The organism is Butyrivibrio sp. AE2032, assembly GCF_000702965.1.
The window spans coordinates 1,778,437-1,793,359 of record NZ_JNLF01000003.1; the positions used below are offsets into that span (position 1 = coordinate 1,778,437).

Sequence of the window (14,923 nt, forward strand, 5' to 3'; positions counted from 1 at the left end):
AGTGATAAGGATTGATCTATGGGACTAAACTACCAAGATGATTTATTTATGTTACAGGTAAGGCTTTTTCGCTTGGCGCAGATTAGATGGGATAAGACTGTTGCTGAATGTGAAAATATATTTAATACGTATGGAATAAATGAATATATTAAGGAATGCTATGAGTTTTTTCATGTTCAAGGCGATGAGGCAAATATTGCTGATATTGAATCATATCTCCGGGGGAAGGGCTTTACTATATGATACTTAACGATGGTGAGAAACTATATCATGGTAGCTATGTAATTGTTGATAAACCAGACATACAGAAATGTATGCCGGGCAAAGACTTTGGGATTGGGTTTTATCTTACTACTGATGCCGATGCTTAGGTACCGTGTACTTTGAATTGTCAAAGAAGGAATTATTGATGAAACTGACTTGGCTTAATAATGGTTTTATCTGCAAAGATTTATATGCACCATTCGTTTTGGATAAGGATATTGATTATATAAATGACCTGAGGAAACGCTATAAAACTGTTCTTATTCAGGCAGAGAAAGCTGGAGCAGATGATGAAAGCATTGTTATTATAAAAAAATTCAAGGCGAAGATTATAGATGCAATAAATTGCTATTATAAGGCGGATTTATCTAAGAGTAGTACAATAATACGCAATCTGATTCGGGACATAGTTGATCCGTTTGCTGTTAATACATTACTAAACAGTGACGCATTCTATGGTAATAGAACTCAAGAATTGCAGTTTTTTAGATGTAGGGTTGGAAACCCTTCAAATTCCTATACTGCTAAGGATATGCTTCACCTGCCCAAGAAACTTCGATCATTATCTGGGAATTACAGATTTAGTATTCCTGGTAATCCAAGTCTCTACCTATCAAATTCTTCTTATGGATGTTGGATTGAGTCGGGGTTTCCACCTGCAACGGAATTTAATGTTTCACCCGTTGTATTAGATGGGACACAAAAGATATTCAACTTGGCTGTTTCTATAAGAGATTTTGGCCATCTTAATGATTTTGAAGAGTCTAGAGTGCATTGCTGGCTGAAACTGTATATGTTAACAATAGCTACATCATATAAAATAAGGGAAGAGGGGCGTACTTTTAAATCAGAGTATGTTATATCACAAGCTGTAATGATGGCATGTAGAAAACTTGGATATGATGGTGTTGCATATTACTCAAAAAGAGTTTCGGATGAAGTTTTTTCGTTATGTGCTATTAACCTCGCGTTATTTGTTAATTATGACAAGGATTATTCAGAAATTGTTAAGCATATGAAGATAGATGACGCATTTAATTACTTCATCTATCAGCAATTATGGGATTCATTAAAGTATAAGAATTATCCTTTAAGGGCTGTAAGTACAGGGAAAATAACTAACATAGGGAATTATGATAGACAGTATCCATATAGAGAAACGGAATTCATTAATTTTGACAAGTTTTTATTTACGACTTGGAGAGATAAGCCTAATGGAAGGGGGAAGGACCAAATTCCCTGGGGAGTAAACACCAATTGATTGGCAGCCAGAAATATGCATTAATGAATGCTAATAACTCTTTTGAGTTATATGTTTGATAGAAGTGGTCAACATTACGAATAATTATTTATGCGTAATGTTGACATTTTTGATTGTTTAGGGTGAAAATATACATAATGAATATTTTGTAATCTGGAGGCGTGGTGATGCTGTCAATTTTTTTAGCTAATATGACTATTAGTGGCATTAAGAGCATAGAAAAGGAGATAACCATAGATTTTTATGGGAAGACTATTGATAGCAAGTATGACCCACAGAAAAACAGGATAAAGGGAATATATGGTGAAAATGGTGTTGGGAAATCTGCGATAGTTACAGCAGTGGATATAGTGAAGAACATAATTTTTACCAATAATTATCTGTCAGATTCTAAAAATCAGTTCCTTTTAAGAGAGTTAATCAATAAAAGGAGCAAGAAGTTTGCATTCCAATGCGATTTTGTTTTGGCTGGTGATCAGCGTTTGATATATACATATGAACTACGGCTAGGATTTGATTCTTTTGATAGTATTTGTATAGAGTATGAAGCTTTAAAAGTCAAAGCCAATAGTAGCAAGAATAGGGAAAATGTGGTTTTTGAAAGTAGAGACGGAGAACTAACCTTTCTTGATGTTGATAATGAGGAACTGTATGAAAAGATACAGAAGAAGACAATTAATCGTATTTCAAAGGAGTCTGCATTAAAAAATATTCTTGTTTCTTATGAAGAGATCAAGGATCAGGATGAATGCTTTGAAGCAGTTTTGGAGGCTATAGTCTGTTGGGCAAGCGTTAGTACCTATTTTGATAAGAATGATCGTCACGAAGAATATATTCAGAATATCAGGATCAAAGAGCTAAAAAAGGATAATGCTGCTATTGAAGAGCTGTTGGCTGAGTTGGATAAAAAGGTTAATTCTTTTGGAAGACGAGTTACAGTCGATGATTATGAAGACTATGAGGAAAGGGTAAAAAAACTGGAACGATTTGTCAGGCTTTTTAAGCGTGATTTAAAGAGAATAGACATTGAGAAAAAGGAAAATAAAGGATTCTATGAATGTGAATTGGTGATGAACTATGGGGATTATAGAGTTAATCAGGAGTTCGAGAGCACGGGCGTAAAAAAGATCATAGACTTATATTTTGCACTTCGAGCTGCAAGCAATGGAAATATTGTATTTATTGATGAGATGGATTCCAACATTAACGATGTTTATCTTTGTAAGATCATTGAATTCTTTATGAATTTTGGGAAGGGACAGCTGTGCTTTACATCCCATAATCTGGATCCAATGAATGTATTAAAGAATAATAATAAATCAATAGACTTTCTAACCTCAACTAATCGCATTATTCCATGGGTAAAGAATGGACATTATACACCTGCTAACAGCTACAGAAATGGGATGATCGAGGATGTACCCTTCAACATCGATGCTTCTGATTTTATTAGTATTTTTCAGGAGGATTGATATGGGGAAACAATTAGTGTTGGTAATGGAGACAAATAAAGAATGTAGTTCTGATTACATGTATATCAGAAGTGTTATAGAGAATTACTATGATGTGTTAAGTAGACCGGATTTTAAGTTAACTCCTGTATATATGAGCGGAAAGGGCAATTACAACAGTCAGCATGTCAGAGGGGCAATAAATCGCTCAATTAAGGCATACGCTAGAAATGGACCTACTCAAGTTGCGTATTGCTTTGATACTGATAGGTATGAGTCTGACCAGGATGCAGCGGAAGCGCTTGAGAAAGAAAAGCAATTTTGCGAAGATAACAATTATAAGTTCATATGGTTTTGCCATGACATAGAGGAAGTTTTTCTTGGCGAATCCGTGCATGACGGAGAGAAGAAAGAAAAAGCGCGTCAATTCATTGCAAAAAGAATGATAACAACAGTAAAAACCAGCATGTTACGAGTTAAAACAATTAGTAAGGGCAGGAGTAATCTGTTGATTGTTTTAGATAATATGAAGTGACCTCACATTTGTAGCAACGTGGATTTACCTGTAAACTAATGATTTGACGAAAATCTAAGGTAACAGGAATTACCACATACAAAGGGAGGTCACCATGAATAGAATAATAAAAATCGGTATGGATGTCCATAGTTCAAACTACACACTATGTGCTATGGAGCCAGTAATAGGAGCGGAGGATCGTGTTTTTGCAAATATCCAGGTAACACCGGATTACAAGAATATCCTCATGTTTATAGAGAATCTTAAACACAAGCTGGGAGCTAAAGATACTTATGATATTGAGTGTGGATATGAGGCTGGCTGTTTGGGCTATTCACTATGTAACCAGCTTACATCTGCAGGAGTGAAATGCGTTATTCTTGCTCCAACGACAATGCTTACTCAACAGGGACAGCGTATTAAAACTGACAGCAGAGACGCGCTTATGATTGCTCAATGCTTATCATATGGCGGATACCATGCAGTATATATTCCAACAGAAGATGATGATTCAGTAAAAGAATATCTGAGAATGCGTGATGATCATAAGCAGGCATTAAAGAAAGTAAAACAGCAGATCAACGCTTTTTGCTTGCGCCATGGATATCAATACGAAGGAACAAAATGGACGATAGCTCATATCAAATGGCTTAAAAAACTTGAACTGTCATCAATGTATCAGGAAACCTTGAACGAGTATATGGCATCTTATGACGAACAGACAGCTAAGATAGAAAGGTTTGATGCAAGGATTGAAGAAATAGCATCTCAAGCCAGATATTCAGAGAAAGTTAAAAAGTTGGAATGTTTTCTTGGAATACAGACTCATACAGCGCTTTCGCTAATAGTTGAAACCGGAGACTTTAAAAGATTTGCAAAGGGAAATATTTATGCTGCATATCTTGGATTAGCACCTGGAGAATTCTCCAGTGCAGAAAAAATTAACCGATTAGGAATTACAAAAGCTGGTAACAGTCACCTGAGAAAACTGCTTGTAGAAGCATCAGGAGGCATTTGCAAAGGGGCTATAGGACATAAGTCTAAAGTGCTAAAGCAGAGACAACAGGGAAATAGTGCAGAAACTATCGCATATGCTGATAAGGCTAATACACGGCTGAGGAGTAAATACTATAGGTTGATACGGCATGGTAAAAAGAGAAATGTTGCCGTGGCAGCTATTGCACGTGAACTTGCATGCTTTGTGTGGGGAATGATGACTGATAACATAGGTGTAACAGTGGAATAAAGAATCATTCTTCTGCATGCCTGTCAAGGGTGCTACGCACCGCTTCGCGGCTAAAGCCCTGGACAGACATCCATCCGAATGATATAGGTAGTCAAGCAGAAATCAGCAACAGAGTGCAGATTTCTGCCCGATATAACAAATGAATAAGCTGATAGCATCTGGAAGGAGCCAATAAACATGACGGTTCGAGTTAATTGCGAACCCCCTATGTGCGCACAGGAAACTGTGATCCACGATTTTAGATAGCAAGACTCTCGGCGAACCATTAGCCTGTTGGTAACCAATCCACGAATAACAGAGTGGCTACATGCCGGAGACTGTTAAAATGGCTCTTTCCAGATGCTATCAGACAATAACAAATGTGGCTAGCCAAGGAGAAAAGTTAGAAATGTTTCCCTCTTGACAACGGTCACTTCATAACAGAGGAGTGTTTGAATTAGGCTGTTAAGAGTCATACAATTATATTTAGATGTTATAAGTGAAATCTTGGTGGGGAAAGGATTATTGGTAAACAATGAAAGGAATTAAGGAATCTTTTAAGGACAAGACATTGGTAATTACAGGGGGACAGGATCTTTTGGGAGTACTGTGCTTAAGCACTTTCTGACTTCTGATATTGCTGAGAATAATGGTACCGTGTACTCCGAACTTTCTGCGAAAATTGTAAAAGGACGTTTATATGGCGTATAACTCTTTTGATATTTTCTAAAGTCATAAAGGAATACAACATTTATGAAAAGGTATGAGGTATTTGTAAGTTCAACTTATAAGGATCTTAAGGAAGAACGCTTCGTGGTGATGAAAGCTCTTTTGGATAAAGGCTGTATTCCTACTGGGATGGAAGAGTTTCCCTCTACCGATCAGGAACAGTTTGATTATATTAAGAAAGTCATAGATACAGCAGATTACTATATTCTTATTCTGGGAGGATATATTGGTTCTAAACCTAAGGGCAGAAAACGAAGCTATACAATGATGGAATATGATTACGCGGTTAATAGTGGCGTGCCGGTTATTCCTTTTGCGAAGCTTGGACGAGATGGGGAGCCTGTAGTATTAGAAAAAAGCGAGAAGAAAAAGAAAGAATATCAAAACTTCCTTTCCTAAGATTATAGATGGAAGAAATGGTATTGTCTTAGAGCTTGACTTTGATATGAAAAAAGAAGATTTTGCAACAACTGGCAGTGGACATGTCATTCACCTGAATGCTTTCTACTTTTGCAATTTGCAACTGCAAAAACAAGCTTACAGTGATGCTGTTAAAGAAGGTGATTTTGTGGCAGGTACCGATTGGAGAGCAATTGGTAGACACGAGACGGGACATGTGGTAGCAAATGCATATGGTATTGATTCATTGGGATTGATAAAAGAAGTGCTCAAATTTACCTCCATAGCCGATGTTTTTTATCATTTAGGGAAAGAGTTATCAATTTATTCAGCTGCATATAATGATGGCCGTGAGATTATATCGGAATGCTTTTCTGGATATTATAGCAAGGTCGGGAATAAGATTGCGGATGCTTTTGTAAGTAGATGTCTTTTGGTTGGGAAGGCGGGTGAAATGGATGAAAGCTTATGATGAAGCAATGTATTGGATGAGGAATGATGAATGGTTTACTGTAAATCATGAGAAAGACTGCTTTGAACTAACTGACGCAGCACCACCAAGAGCTGTTGAAAGTTTTAGGATGTATCTTCTTAGAAATGACCTTCCTGTGGCGGATGCAGTTCGCCCAAGTGAGAGACAGCTGAAGACGAATTGACAAAAGGCTATACACAGTGGTACCTGTCACCAATGTGGTACACTTTCCGTCAACTTAGTAGGAATAGAAATACTGCTTTAAGTTAATGTGTATCATCTACCAACAGATTATATCATATTGAATAGGCAGCTATGTTTTCTTCTTAATGTTATCGCATGACAAACAGACCTGAATCATATCAGGTCTAAGAAAAACTCATATATGATGTATCAATTGACAGGTCTAAGGTTTGGAAAGTGTTTTCTGCAAACCAGTTTTCTGGTCTTTCTTCTAAACTTCCTGCCGGGGATTATCTGTGACCGAACTTTGAATGCATCGGATACTATCTGATCTATGTATTCTGTTTGCAGTATGTTACAAAGGATCTTAGGAAATGCTTTCTTTAGACGGCCTATAATATAGGCTCGGTTAGCTTGATACCTATACTTGCCAGTTGTGGTCATGTGTTCATCTATGTCATCGTCGACTTTGTTTTTTATCAGAGAAGTCAGATTTGACATGAGTAGATTTATATAGAATTCTTGAAACACAGCAGTTTTAGTTTTTCCACTATACTCTTCAAGAAGGAATTTTTCTTTTAACTCCATGTATTTGCCCTCAACAGGCCAGCGGAGAAAATATAGTTCGCGAAACATATCCACAGACATAGCTGTGTCAAATATGTTGGTTCCAAGGTACTCGCGAGATCCATCACTTAGAATAACCTCTAAGACTCTTATCTTGATATCTTCAGTGCCTGTTTTGGAATTTCCTGGCAATATTGCTACAGTATCACCATGGCAGGAACGAACCATTTTGAACTTTTCACGGAGTCTCATAAGGCAGAGATACCCATTTGATACACAGTACCTGAACATATCTTCTGAATAGTATCCGCGGTCAAAGACGATTACTGAGTTTTTATATATGTTTAAGTCTTCTAGCGTTTTTAGGTGCTCTCGTGCTGCAGCTCTTTCAGACCCAAGGTATTTATGAAGAGATGCATGGACTATATAATCATCGAGAACATCATAGACAATAGAAGCTAGACCTGAAGAAAACTTCCTATCTTTATGCGGATAAGTGAACATCTCACCAAAGAAATCAAAGTTTGATGGAGAATTAGGAACTTCTATCTTTGAGCCATCAATGGCAAAGATATGATAACCATGCCATAGCTTTCTCTTCTTGAGATTTTTGTAGAAGATATCTACCGAAAGAGTAAATAAATCTTGGAACAGACTGGGGCTAATGAACTGACGAGCTTTGGATACAGCCTGCTTTGATACTTCAGGAAAATTTGATGGAAGCAGGTCATCACGTATAGCGGAAAGATTCTGATACATAGATGCCTTTGTAGTGTAGAATAGATATGTTACCAGATGGAGCATTGAAAGTTTGCGCTTTCTGATGAAGTGGTTCTTTTCCCGGTGAGCTTCCAGGCAGTCCGGAGAAGAGAGATATTGCTTGATCTTTTGGATGATGAGTTTGCAGATTTCATGTTTTTCCATACGTAACCTCCTAAATTTGCGTGATCTTGATGTGTTTCGCGGCCACGAAACAACATCTCCTATTGATCAAGGGCCGCGTAGCGGCCGCAAATTTTAGGAGCTTTGTCAAGCGTTTTTTAATAAATAATCAATATTTTTTTGCATAACAAAAAAGCCGCAAAGCCAGTATTTATCTGGCTTTACAGCTTAAGTTGACCACAGTGGTACCTGTCACTGTGAAAGAGATACTTCAGGTTATTCCAACTGAATGGACTACTGATGACGATAATATTTTAGAACAGTGGTGCCTGTCACCATGAACATTTTGTGAACAATTGTTCGGCGGGGTTGACAGGCATTTTATTTTGAGTACAATATCCGTATAATAGTATTATTTTATTGTGGCCCGTGGAGGAGAATGATATAATGAGTGTGGTACAGATTGTAAAGGATTCGTATCCTAATTGTAGGAGGACGACAATGCATACAATTAATGGACATATAGATAATAATGCCGTGGTAGTTAATGAAAATATCAGTTTATACGATGGATGCGATGTTCTGATAACTATTCTCGATGGAGCAAAAAAGTCTGCGGAATCAGTGATAACGTCAGGTGATGAAAGGAAGGAAGCTGCTCGAAGCATTGCTGGGCTATGGAAATTGCATGATAACACAATGAATGTCAATGATGAGGTAAGATCAATGAGAAAGGGGCGAAATTTTGATTTTTGATACAGATGTTCTCATATGGTTTTTAAGGGGGAATGAACAGGCAGTCAGTACCGTTGTTGAGTCAGTGCCTTTTTCTATATCAATAGTGACATATATGGAATTATTGCAAGGAATGCGAAACAAGCAGGAAATGTACAAAATGAAGAAGGCATTTGCTAATATGGGAGTAGAGATTATTCCAATTAGTGAGGCTATTTCGAAAAGGGCAGCAGAGTTAGTTGAAACATATACACTAAGCCATTCTATGGAAATGGCTGATGCTTTAATCGCGGCTTCCTGTTTAGAAATGAGGCAAACGCTATATACAGCAAATGATAAGCACTACAAAATGATAGACGGATTAATGATAGATGTTTTCAGGCCATGACAATAAGAGACAAGATATTTGACAAACTACAGGAACTGAATATGACCCAGAAAGCTTTTTCTGAGAAGACCGGGATAGCGGAAAGTACAATAAGCGACTGGAAGAAAAAGAAGACTAATCCTACTGCTGATAAGATAATGGTGATCTGTAAGGTGCTTGACGTTGATCCTGAATGGCTCCTATCTGATATTGAACCTCAGGGAGATCGGGGAAATCCAAGGAATTGGTATGCAATAAAGGCAGAGACTGATGGAGGAAAGCTGATAACAGCATTCAATTCAATGGATAAGGCGCAGCAGGCAAGGCTTTTGGGATATGCGGAGGCTTTGAAAAATGCCACAGAATGATTTTTTATAATATTAAAATCCGTATTTTAGAACTAATTATAAGAGGGATATGTGAGCAGAAAGAAAAGGGAATGGTATCCCGGAGCAACTTACCATGTAATGAGCAGAGGTAACAGACGAACTACGCTGTATAGGGACAGGTCGGATTACTTGAGATTTCTTGAGTGCATTTCAATAGCAAAGCAAAGATATGGCTGCAAGATACATGCCATGTGCCTTATGACAAATCATTTTCATATGATAGTTGAGACAGATCAGGAAGAACTGTGGAAGATGATGCAGAAGATGCTGCATCCATATAGTATTGTAAGCAGTTGAAGAAATATTAGGAATATAAATCAAAAAATGAGTTAATTAAGGAAGATAGCAACAATGGCAATAGTAGTAAAGAGTATGGCAACATCAGGTGTTGATGGATTTATGGTAGAGATTGAAGCTTCAACCATCAGAGGTCAGCAGCAATCATTTATCTGCTTGGCTATGTAGCTCTCATAAACCGACTCCATTGGGAACAACAGCGCTCTCGATTTTTCCTGCCCGGAGAACGTTGTAAAACTTTTATTGAACAAGAAGATCCTTGCCCACTTTATCAAGAAGGGTATTGGATATCGCGGCCTTTCTTGGGGAGTGTAAGTAAAAATATTTGGCTTAACCCAACATTATTGGTTTTAAGCAAAGGAATTTATTGTTTTTTTTGCTTAAAATCCATATAATTATTTTAATCAAAAATGTCTTTAGTTAGAGGTTCGTTTATGATTCTAAAAAGTAACAGGTCTGGTGCTATTACTTACCAGCCAACTGGTTACGATGCCTTTTGTCCTAATAATTTACCACCCAATCCCCCAGTATGTATTGACGATGAAATGCAGGATCTGCTTTCTTTAGCCGATAGAAAGTTGGGAAGATTGGATGGAATAACCGAAATTCTTCCAAACCCGGAATTATTTGTGGCGATGTATGTAAAGAAAGAAGCAGTGCTTAGTTCCCAGATTGAAGGGACACAGGCTTCATTGGTTGATATACTTAATACTACTGACGAATCCGGACTAGATAAAACCAAAGATAGCATAATGGAAGTTGTCAGATATGTGAAGGCTATATACTATGGTTTGGATAGACTTGGTTCTTTGCCATTAAGCTTGAGGCTGATTAAGGAGATCCATAAAGAGTTATTAACTGATGTGAGAGGTGCTGCTAAGAATCCTGGAGAATTCAGAAAAACTCAGAACTGGATTGGCCCAACAGGATGCACGTTGTCTACAGCTTCGTTTGTACCTCCGCCACCAAGTGAAATGCAGAAGGCCATGGAGGCATTGGAGACATTCTTTTATGAAGAAGACCACATGCCAGCATTGATTAAAATTGCCCTTATTCATGCGCAATTTGAAACAATCCACCCATTTCTTGATGGAAACGGTAGGATGGGGCGTTTACTTATTATTTTTTGGCTATGTCAAAAGGAAATACTGTCTCAACCACTGTTATATTTAAGTTACTACTTCAAGCTCCATAGAGGCGAATACTATGAAGCACTTAATAAAGTACGATTTGAGGGGGCGTGGGAGGATTGGATCAAGTTTTTTCTTAAAGGAATTGCTGAAACGTCTGATGAAGCTACTGATTCAGCAAAAGCAATACTTGCTTTAAAAAAGGAATATGCTGAAAAGCTATACGAAGTAGACAATGGTAATAGTAATTATCAAAGATTGCTTACACTGTTGTTTGAAAATCCTATTGTTTCCAAGAAGCAAATAGCTAAGCTTCTGAATGTGTCAGAACCCACTGCATCAGCGATATGTATGGATTTTTGTAAGGTGGGAATACTGGTAGATATAACGCCTGAGAAGCAAAGGTATAAGAAATACAAATTTGATAAGTATCTTAGTATTCTACAAAAAGGGACGGAGATATAGGAAAATGTGCATATGAAAGGTATAATCATGTGGGAGAAAGAGTAAATGAAATCTGTCGCAAAAGATAAAGATTATTGAATGACTATATTTGGAGAGGGAATAGTTATTCAGGTGTTATAACAGTGGTGTCTGTCACCATAAAAGAAGGATTAATTATGAAATGTGAAGAACTATATTTCTCTACATACGGAAGAGATCCGGAAGGGATTTCTTTTTGCCCATACAGGATTTCTCCGCTGGGGGCACACATTGACCATCAGAACGGAGTGATCAATGGACTGGCTATAGACAAGGGGATTCATATTGCTTACAGCATCAAGAACAACGGTGTTGTTGAGGTTCAGTCTGTGAATTTTCCCGGGAAGAGAGCACAGTTTCACGTGGCAGGAGTTCCTGATCACAAGCAGGGAGATTTTGCTGATCATTTGAGAGGTGCGACCAGGGAACTGGCTGAGAAGTATCCTTTGAGATATGGAATAAGTGCTGTGATTGAGGGAGAGTTGCCAATTGGAGGACTCAGCTCTTCTGCGTCTGTTATAATTGCCTTTTTGTCAGCACTGGCGAAAGTTAATTCTATTGTTCTGGAGCAGTGGGAAATCATTATGCTTGCGAAGGCTGCAGAGAACCACTATGTTGGAGTTAACTGCGGAAAGCTTGATCAGTGTTGTGAGGTTCTCAGCAGGAAGGATAATCTTCTTTATCTGGACTGTAGTAATGATGAATATGAACTGATTCCTACTGCAGCAGAAATGAAGCCATATAGTATTGCTGTGTTTTTTAGTGGGCTTACGAGGAGTCTTGCTAGTAGCGCTTATAACCTGCGACAGGATGAATGTAAGGCTGCAGCCTATAATCTAATGGCTTTCTCTGGAATGGAGTATGGGAAATTTAGCGATGCTGTGCTAAGGGATGTGCCTACGAATGTCTTTCAGGAATTTGGTGACAGGCTTCCAGATAACTTCAGGAAGAGGGCAGTACACTTTTTCGGAGAGCTTAACAGGGCGCAGAAAGGTGCTGAGGCCTGGAGAAAGGGAAACCTCGAGGAGTATGGAAAGCTGATCTTTGAAAGTGGCAGAAGCAGCGTTGAGAATTACGAATGCGGATGTCCGGAGCTGATAGCTCTTTTCAATATTATGACTGAAACTGACGGGATTTATGGTGGGCGGTTTAGTGGCGCTGGGTTTAAAGGGTGCTGTATGGCGCTTATAGATCCGGATAAGGCTGAAGATATTCTGGGATTCGTGAAAGAGAGATATCTGGACATGTTTCCGGGACTTGCTGATAAGTATTCATCTGCTTTGTGCTGCTCGGCTGATGGAGTGAAAATTGGAGGTTGATGATGAAAGCTGTTATTCTGGCTGCCGGGTATGCCACGAGGCTTTATCCGCTGACTGAGAACTTTCCTAAGCCGCTTCTTGATGTTGGAGGAAAGCCTATACTGGACTGGCTCATTGAGGATGTGGCTGGTGAGATAGAAGAGTTTATAGTGGTGAGCAATCACAAGTTTTATGAGAACTTTTTATCTTGGATTGGGACTAGGCTGGAGAAAATCAGGGTAATAGATGACGGGACTGTTACTAATGAAACCAGGCTTGGAGCTGTTCGAGATATGCAGATGGCGCTTGAGGCAGGCGAGATCGATGAGGATTGTCTTGTTATGGCAGGGGACAATGTGCTTGATTTCTCACTAGTGCCGTTTATTGAATATGCCAGGAAAGTGGGAAGCAGCTGTGTTATGTGCCACGAGGAGCAGTCTGTGGAGAAACTCAGGCGGACAGCTGTTATTACTGTGGATGATAACTGGAAGATTACCGGATATGCGGAGAAGCCGGAAGAACCTGCTTCTAATCTGGCAGTTCCGCCGTTTTACTATTACAGAGGCGAGGACATAAAGAGAGTTGGGGAGGCTCTTGACGCGGGCTGTAATCCGGATGCTCCGGGTTCTTTCGCTGCATGGCTTAGCGGAAGAGTAGATATGCATGCTTGGAAGATGCCGGGGAAGAGGTATGATATTGGGGATATGAAGAGTTATAAGGCGGTGAAGGATGGGATGAACTTGTTGAAGAAATAGTGAGGAATAGTGCTGGTGATAGCTCTTTAGCTGTAATACGAGGAAAAGTACACATATTGACAAAAATGTACTTTTTAATATAATAACATTATAAACCGTATTATAGATGAGGAGGAGTTTTTTCAAAAATACATTATAAGCGAGAAAGATAGGATAGATATTCTGCTAAAGCTTACAATTGGAGATTACAGGGGATGGGAACCTAGTAATAATCCTAAGTATTGCAAGGATATAGTGTATTTTTTAAACTATAATTGTTCTTTGATTCCACGCGGAATTGAAGATGCTGAGAGTGTAAGTGTTGATATATATATTAAGCTTACTTGGGCTAAGCATCTAAACGGAGTTCTTTGGATTATTTCTTTTCATGACTGATTACGAATATAAGAACACCACCTCACATTATCTGTGGGGTGAGTGTCTGTACATATATTGATACATAATAGTGCTTGGGGTAAAGACTTTTGGATTTTATGGATAGGAGTTTGCTACATATGGATAATTGTCTGGACAAGGTTATTTGTACAGATTGTGGAAGCTTACAGTTATACGAGATTCACACTGAGAGGTGTGATAGGGAATGGAATGGGATAAAGTGTACCTACAATAAGCGGATAGCAGTTTGCTGTAGGTGCGGCAAGCGGGTTACTGTTCCTGGATTGGATGATTTGAATGAAACTGAATTTGAATCTAAATGCCGTGAAGAAAACGATTACATTCAGATTAGCGAAATACAGGACATAATTGAGAAATATGATGTGGATAAGCGCCCTCTTTCAAAGGTTTTAGGGCTTGGAGAGCATACTATTGAAAATTATTTAAAAGGTCAGTTGCCGAGTAAACGTTATTCGGATATGCTCCGGAGAGTGCTTGCTAGTTATACTTTTATGAAAGAGTATTATGAGAAGAATCAGGATAAACTCAATAAGCTTGCAGTACAAAGGATAGGGAAGAAAATCGAGTATTATAGTTATATTAATTCATCAGATACAACTATTGAAGCTGTGGCTTTATACATATTAAATTCCAAATATGAGATTACTAATATGTCCTTGCAGAAGCTTCTTTACTATATCGAGGCATTTGTTCAAGTGCAATTGAATAAAAGGATATTTGATAACAGGTGCGAAGCGTGGATTTATGGACCGGTATTTCCGGAGATTTATGAGAAATACAAATCATTTGGCAAATCGCAGATAATAATTGATAAAGTGGATATGACTGACATGCTGGATGGTGAAGTTAGAGGGGTTATTGACTTTGTTTTGGACCATTTTGCAATATATAATGGTGTGACACTAAAAGATTTAAGCCATGCTGAAGCACCTTGGATAAATGCACACTCTGGATATGGCGAAAAAGAGCATTGCACTGAGCGTATAACACATGAAGCAATCACAGATTATTTTATGTCAGTTAATAAAAAATATGACTTGAGTTCTGGGGATGGTGTTAGGCAGTATATTGATTCATTAGGTGTGATCTAAAATACGAGGATATTAGAGTCTGTTATGAGGGA

General features: G+C 38.3%; 19 protein-coding genes. 17 read left to right on the top strand and 2 right to left on the bottom strand.

Going from position 1 to position 14,923, the window contains the following annotated elements; genetic code table 11:
- Positions 1-18: 18 nt before the first annotated feature.
- The 9 genes from BO18_RS09885 (at position 19) to BO18_RS09920 (ending at position 6,502) form a co-directional block, all read left to right on the top strand.
- A complete protein-coding gene (locus BO18_RS09885; RefSeq protein ID WP_034445777.1) occupies positions 19-243 on the top strand; it encodes a DUF3791 domain-containing protein in 225 nt (74 codons plus the stop codon).
- Positions 240-371 (top strand): DUF3990 domain-containing protein, encoded by a 132-nt coding sequence (locus BO18_RS34310; RefSeq protein WP_081860978.1) that lies wholly within the window; start codon positions 240-242, stop codon positions 369-371. Before BO18_RS09885 ends, BO18_RS34310 begins: the two co-directional genes overlap by 4 nt.
- A gap of 38 nt (positions 372-409) precedes the next feature.
- Positions 410-1,525, top strand: a complete 1,116-nt coding sequence (locus tag BO18_RS09890) for an RES domain-containing protein (RefSeq protein ID WP_034445779.1) — start codon at positions 410-412, stop codon at positions 1,523-1,525.
- A gap of 167 nt (positions 1,526-1,692) precedes the next feature.
- Positions 1,693-2,997, top strand: a complete 1,305-nt coding sequence (locus tag BO18_RS09895; RefSeq protein WP_034445781.1) for an AAA family ATPase — start codon at positions 1,693-1,695, stop codon at positions 2,995-2,997.
- A gap of 1 nt (position 2,998) precedes the next feature.
- A complete protein-coding gene (locus BO18_RS09900) occupies positions 2,999-3,511 on the top strand; it encodes a hypothetical protein (protein WP_034445783.1) in 513 nt (170 codons plus the stop codon).
- Positions 3,512-3,605: 94 nt separating this feature from the next.
- A complete protein-coding gene (locus BO18_RS09905) occupies positions 3,606-4,739 on the top strand; it encodes an IS110 family transposase (RefSeq protein WP_034445420.1) in 1,134 nt (377 codons plus the stop codon).
- 732 nt (positions 4,740-5,471) lie between these two features.
- Positions 5,472-5,846, top strand: coding sequence for a DUF4062 domain-containing protein (locus BO18_RS09910; RefSeq protein WP_034447249.1), 375 nt, complete (start codon positions 5,472-5,474; stop codon positions 5,844-5,846).
- Positions 5,847-5,892: 46 nt separating this feature from the next.
- A complete protein-coding gene (locus tag BO18_RS09915) occupies positions 5,893-6,318 on the top strand; it encodes a hypothetical protein (RefSeq protein WP_034445785.1) in 426 nt (141 codons plus the stop codon).
- Positions 6,296-6,502: a hypothetical protein gene (locus tag BO18_RS09920; RefSeq protein ID WP_185752396.1), complete on the top strand. Its 207-nt coding sequence runs from the start codon at positions 6,296-6,298 to the stop codon at positions 6,500-6,502. The genes BO18_RS09915 and BO18_RS09920 overlap by 23 nt, the downstream gene beginning before the upstream one ends.
- Positions 6,503-6,711: 209 nt before the next feature.
- Here the strand turns inward: BO18_RS09920 and BO18_RS09925 are convergent, their stop codons facing one another.
- Positions 6,712-7,992 (bottom strand): IS4 family transposase, encoded by a 1,281-nt coding sequence (locus BO18_RS09925; protein WP_034445760.1) that lies wholly within the window; start codon positions 7,990-7,992, stop codon positions 6,712-6,714.
- A gap of 459 nt (positions 7,993-8,451) precedes the next feature.
- Between BO18_RS09925 and BO18_RS09930 the strand changes: the two genes are divergently transcribed.
- The 4 genes from BO18_RS09930 to BO18_RS09945 are packed head-to-tail and all read left to right on the top strand — an operon-like array spanning position 8,452 to position 9,738.
- Positions 8,452-8,706, top strand: coding sequence for a hypothetical protein (locus BO18_RS09930; protein WP_034445789.1), 255 nt, complete (start codon positions 8,452-8,454; stop codon positions 8,704-8,706).
- Positions 8,696-9,073 carry a type II toxin-antitoxin system VapC family toxin gene (locus tag BO18_RS09935; protein ID WP_034445803.1) on the top strand — a complete coding sequence of 126 codons (378 nt, stop codon included), beginning with the start codon at positions 8,696-8,698 and terminating at the stop codon, positions 9,071-9,073. The genes BO18_RS09930 and BO18_RS09935 overlap by 11 nt, the downstream gene beginning before the upstream one ends.
- Positions 9,070-9,420, top strand: coding sequence for a helix-turn-helix domain-containing protein (locus tag BO18_RS09940; RefSeq protein WP_034445814.1), 351 nt, complete (start codon positions 9,070-9,072; stop codon positions 9,418-9,420). Before BO18_RS09935 ends, BO18_RS09940 begins: the two co-directional genes overlap by 4 nt.
- Positions 9,421-9,471: 51 nt before the next feature.
- Positions 9,472-9,738, top strand: a complete 267-nt coding sequence (locus tag BO18_RS09945; RefSeq protein ID WP_051688633.1) for a transposase — start codon at positions 9,472-9,474, stop codon at positions 9,736-9,738.
- A 134-nt stretch (positions 9,739-9,872) separates the two neighbouring features.
- Here the strand turns inward: BO18_RS09945 and BO18_RS36485 are convergent, their stop codons facing one another.
- The gene (locus BO18_RS36485) at positions 9,873-10,013 is read right to left on the bottom strand and encodes a 5-methylcytosine restriction system specificity protein McrC (RefSeq protein WP_334291217.1); all 141 of its coding nucleotides are present in this window, start codon (positions 10,011-10,013) and stop codon (positions 9,873-9,875) included.
- Positions 10,014-10,172: 159 nt separating this feature from the next.
- Here BO18_RS36485 and BO18_RS09950 point away from each other — a divergent pair, with 159 nt between their 5' ends.
- The 4 genes from BO18_RS09950 (at position 10,173) to BO18_RS09965 (ending at position 14,891) form a co-directional block, all read left to right on the top strand.
- Positions 10,173-11,333, top strand: a complete 1,161-nt coding sequence (locus BO18_RS09950) for a Fic family protein (protein ID WP_034445816.1) — start codon at positions 10,173-10,175, stop codon at positions 11,331-11,333.
- Positions 11,334-11,407: 74 nt separating this feature from the next.
- A complete protein-coding gene (locus BO18_RS09955) occupies positions 11,408-12,670 on the top strand; it encodes a GHMP family kinase ATP-binding protein (protein ID WP_242856547.1) in 1,263 nt (420 codons plus the stop codon).
- A gap of 2 nt (positions 12,671-12,672) precedes the next feature.
- Positions 12,673-13,404 (top strand): nucleotidyltransferase family protein, encoded by a 732-nt coding sequence (locus tag BO18_RS09960; RefSeq protein WP_034445819.1) that lies wholly within the window; start codon positions 12,673-12,675, stop codon positions 13,402-13,404.
- 494 nt (positions 13,405-13,898) lie between these two features.
- Positions 13,899-14,891, top strand: coding sequence for a type II toxin-antitoxin system antitoxin SocA domain-containing protein (locus BO18_RS09965; RefSeq protein WP_034445820.1), 993 nt, complete (start codon positions 13,899-13,901; stop codon positions 14,889-14,891).
- Positions 14,892-14,923: the final 32 nt, after the last annotated feature.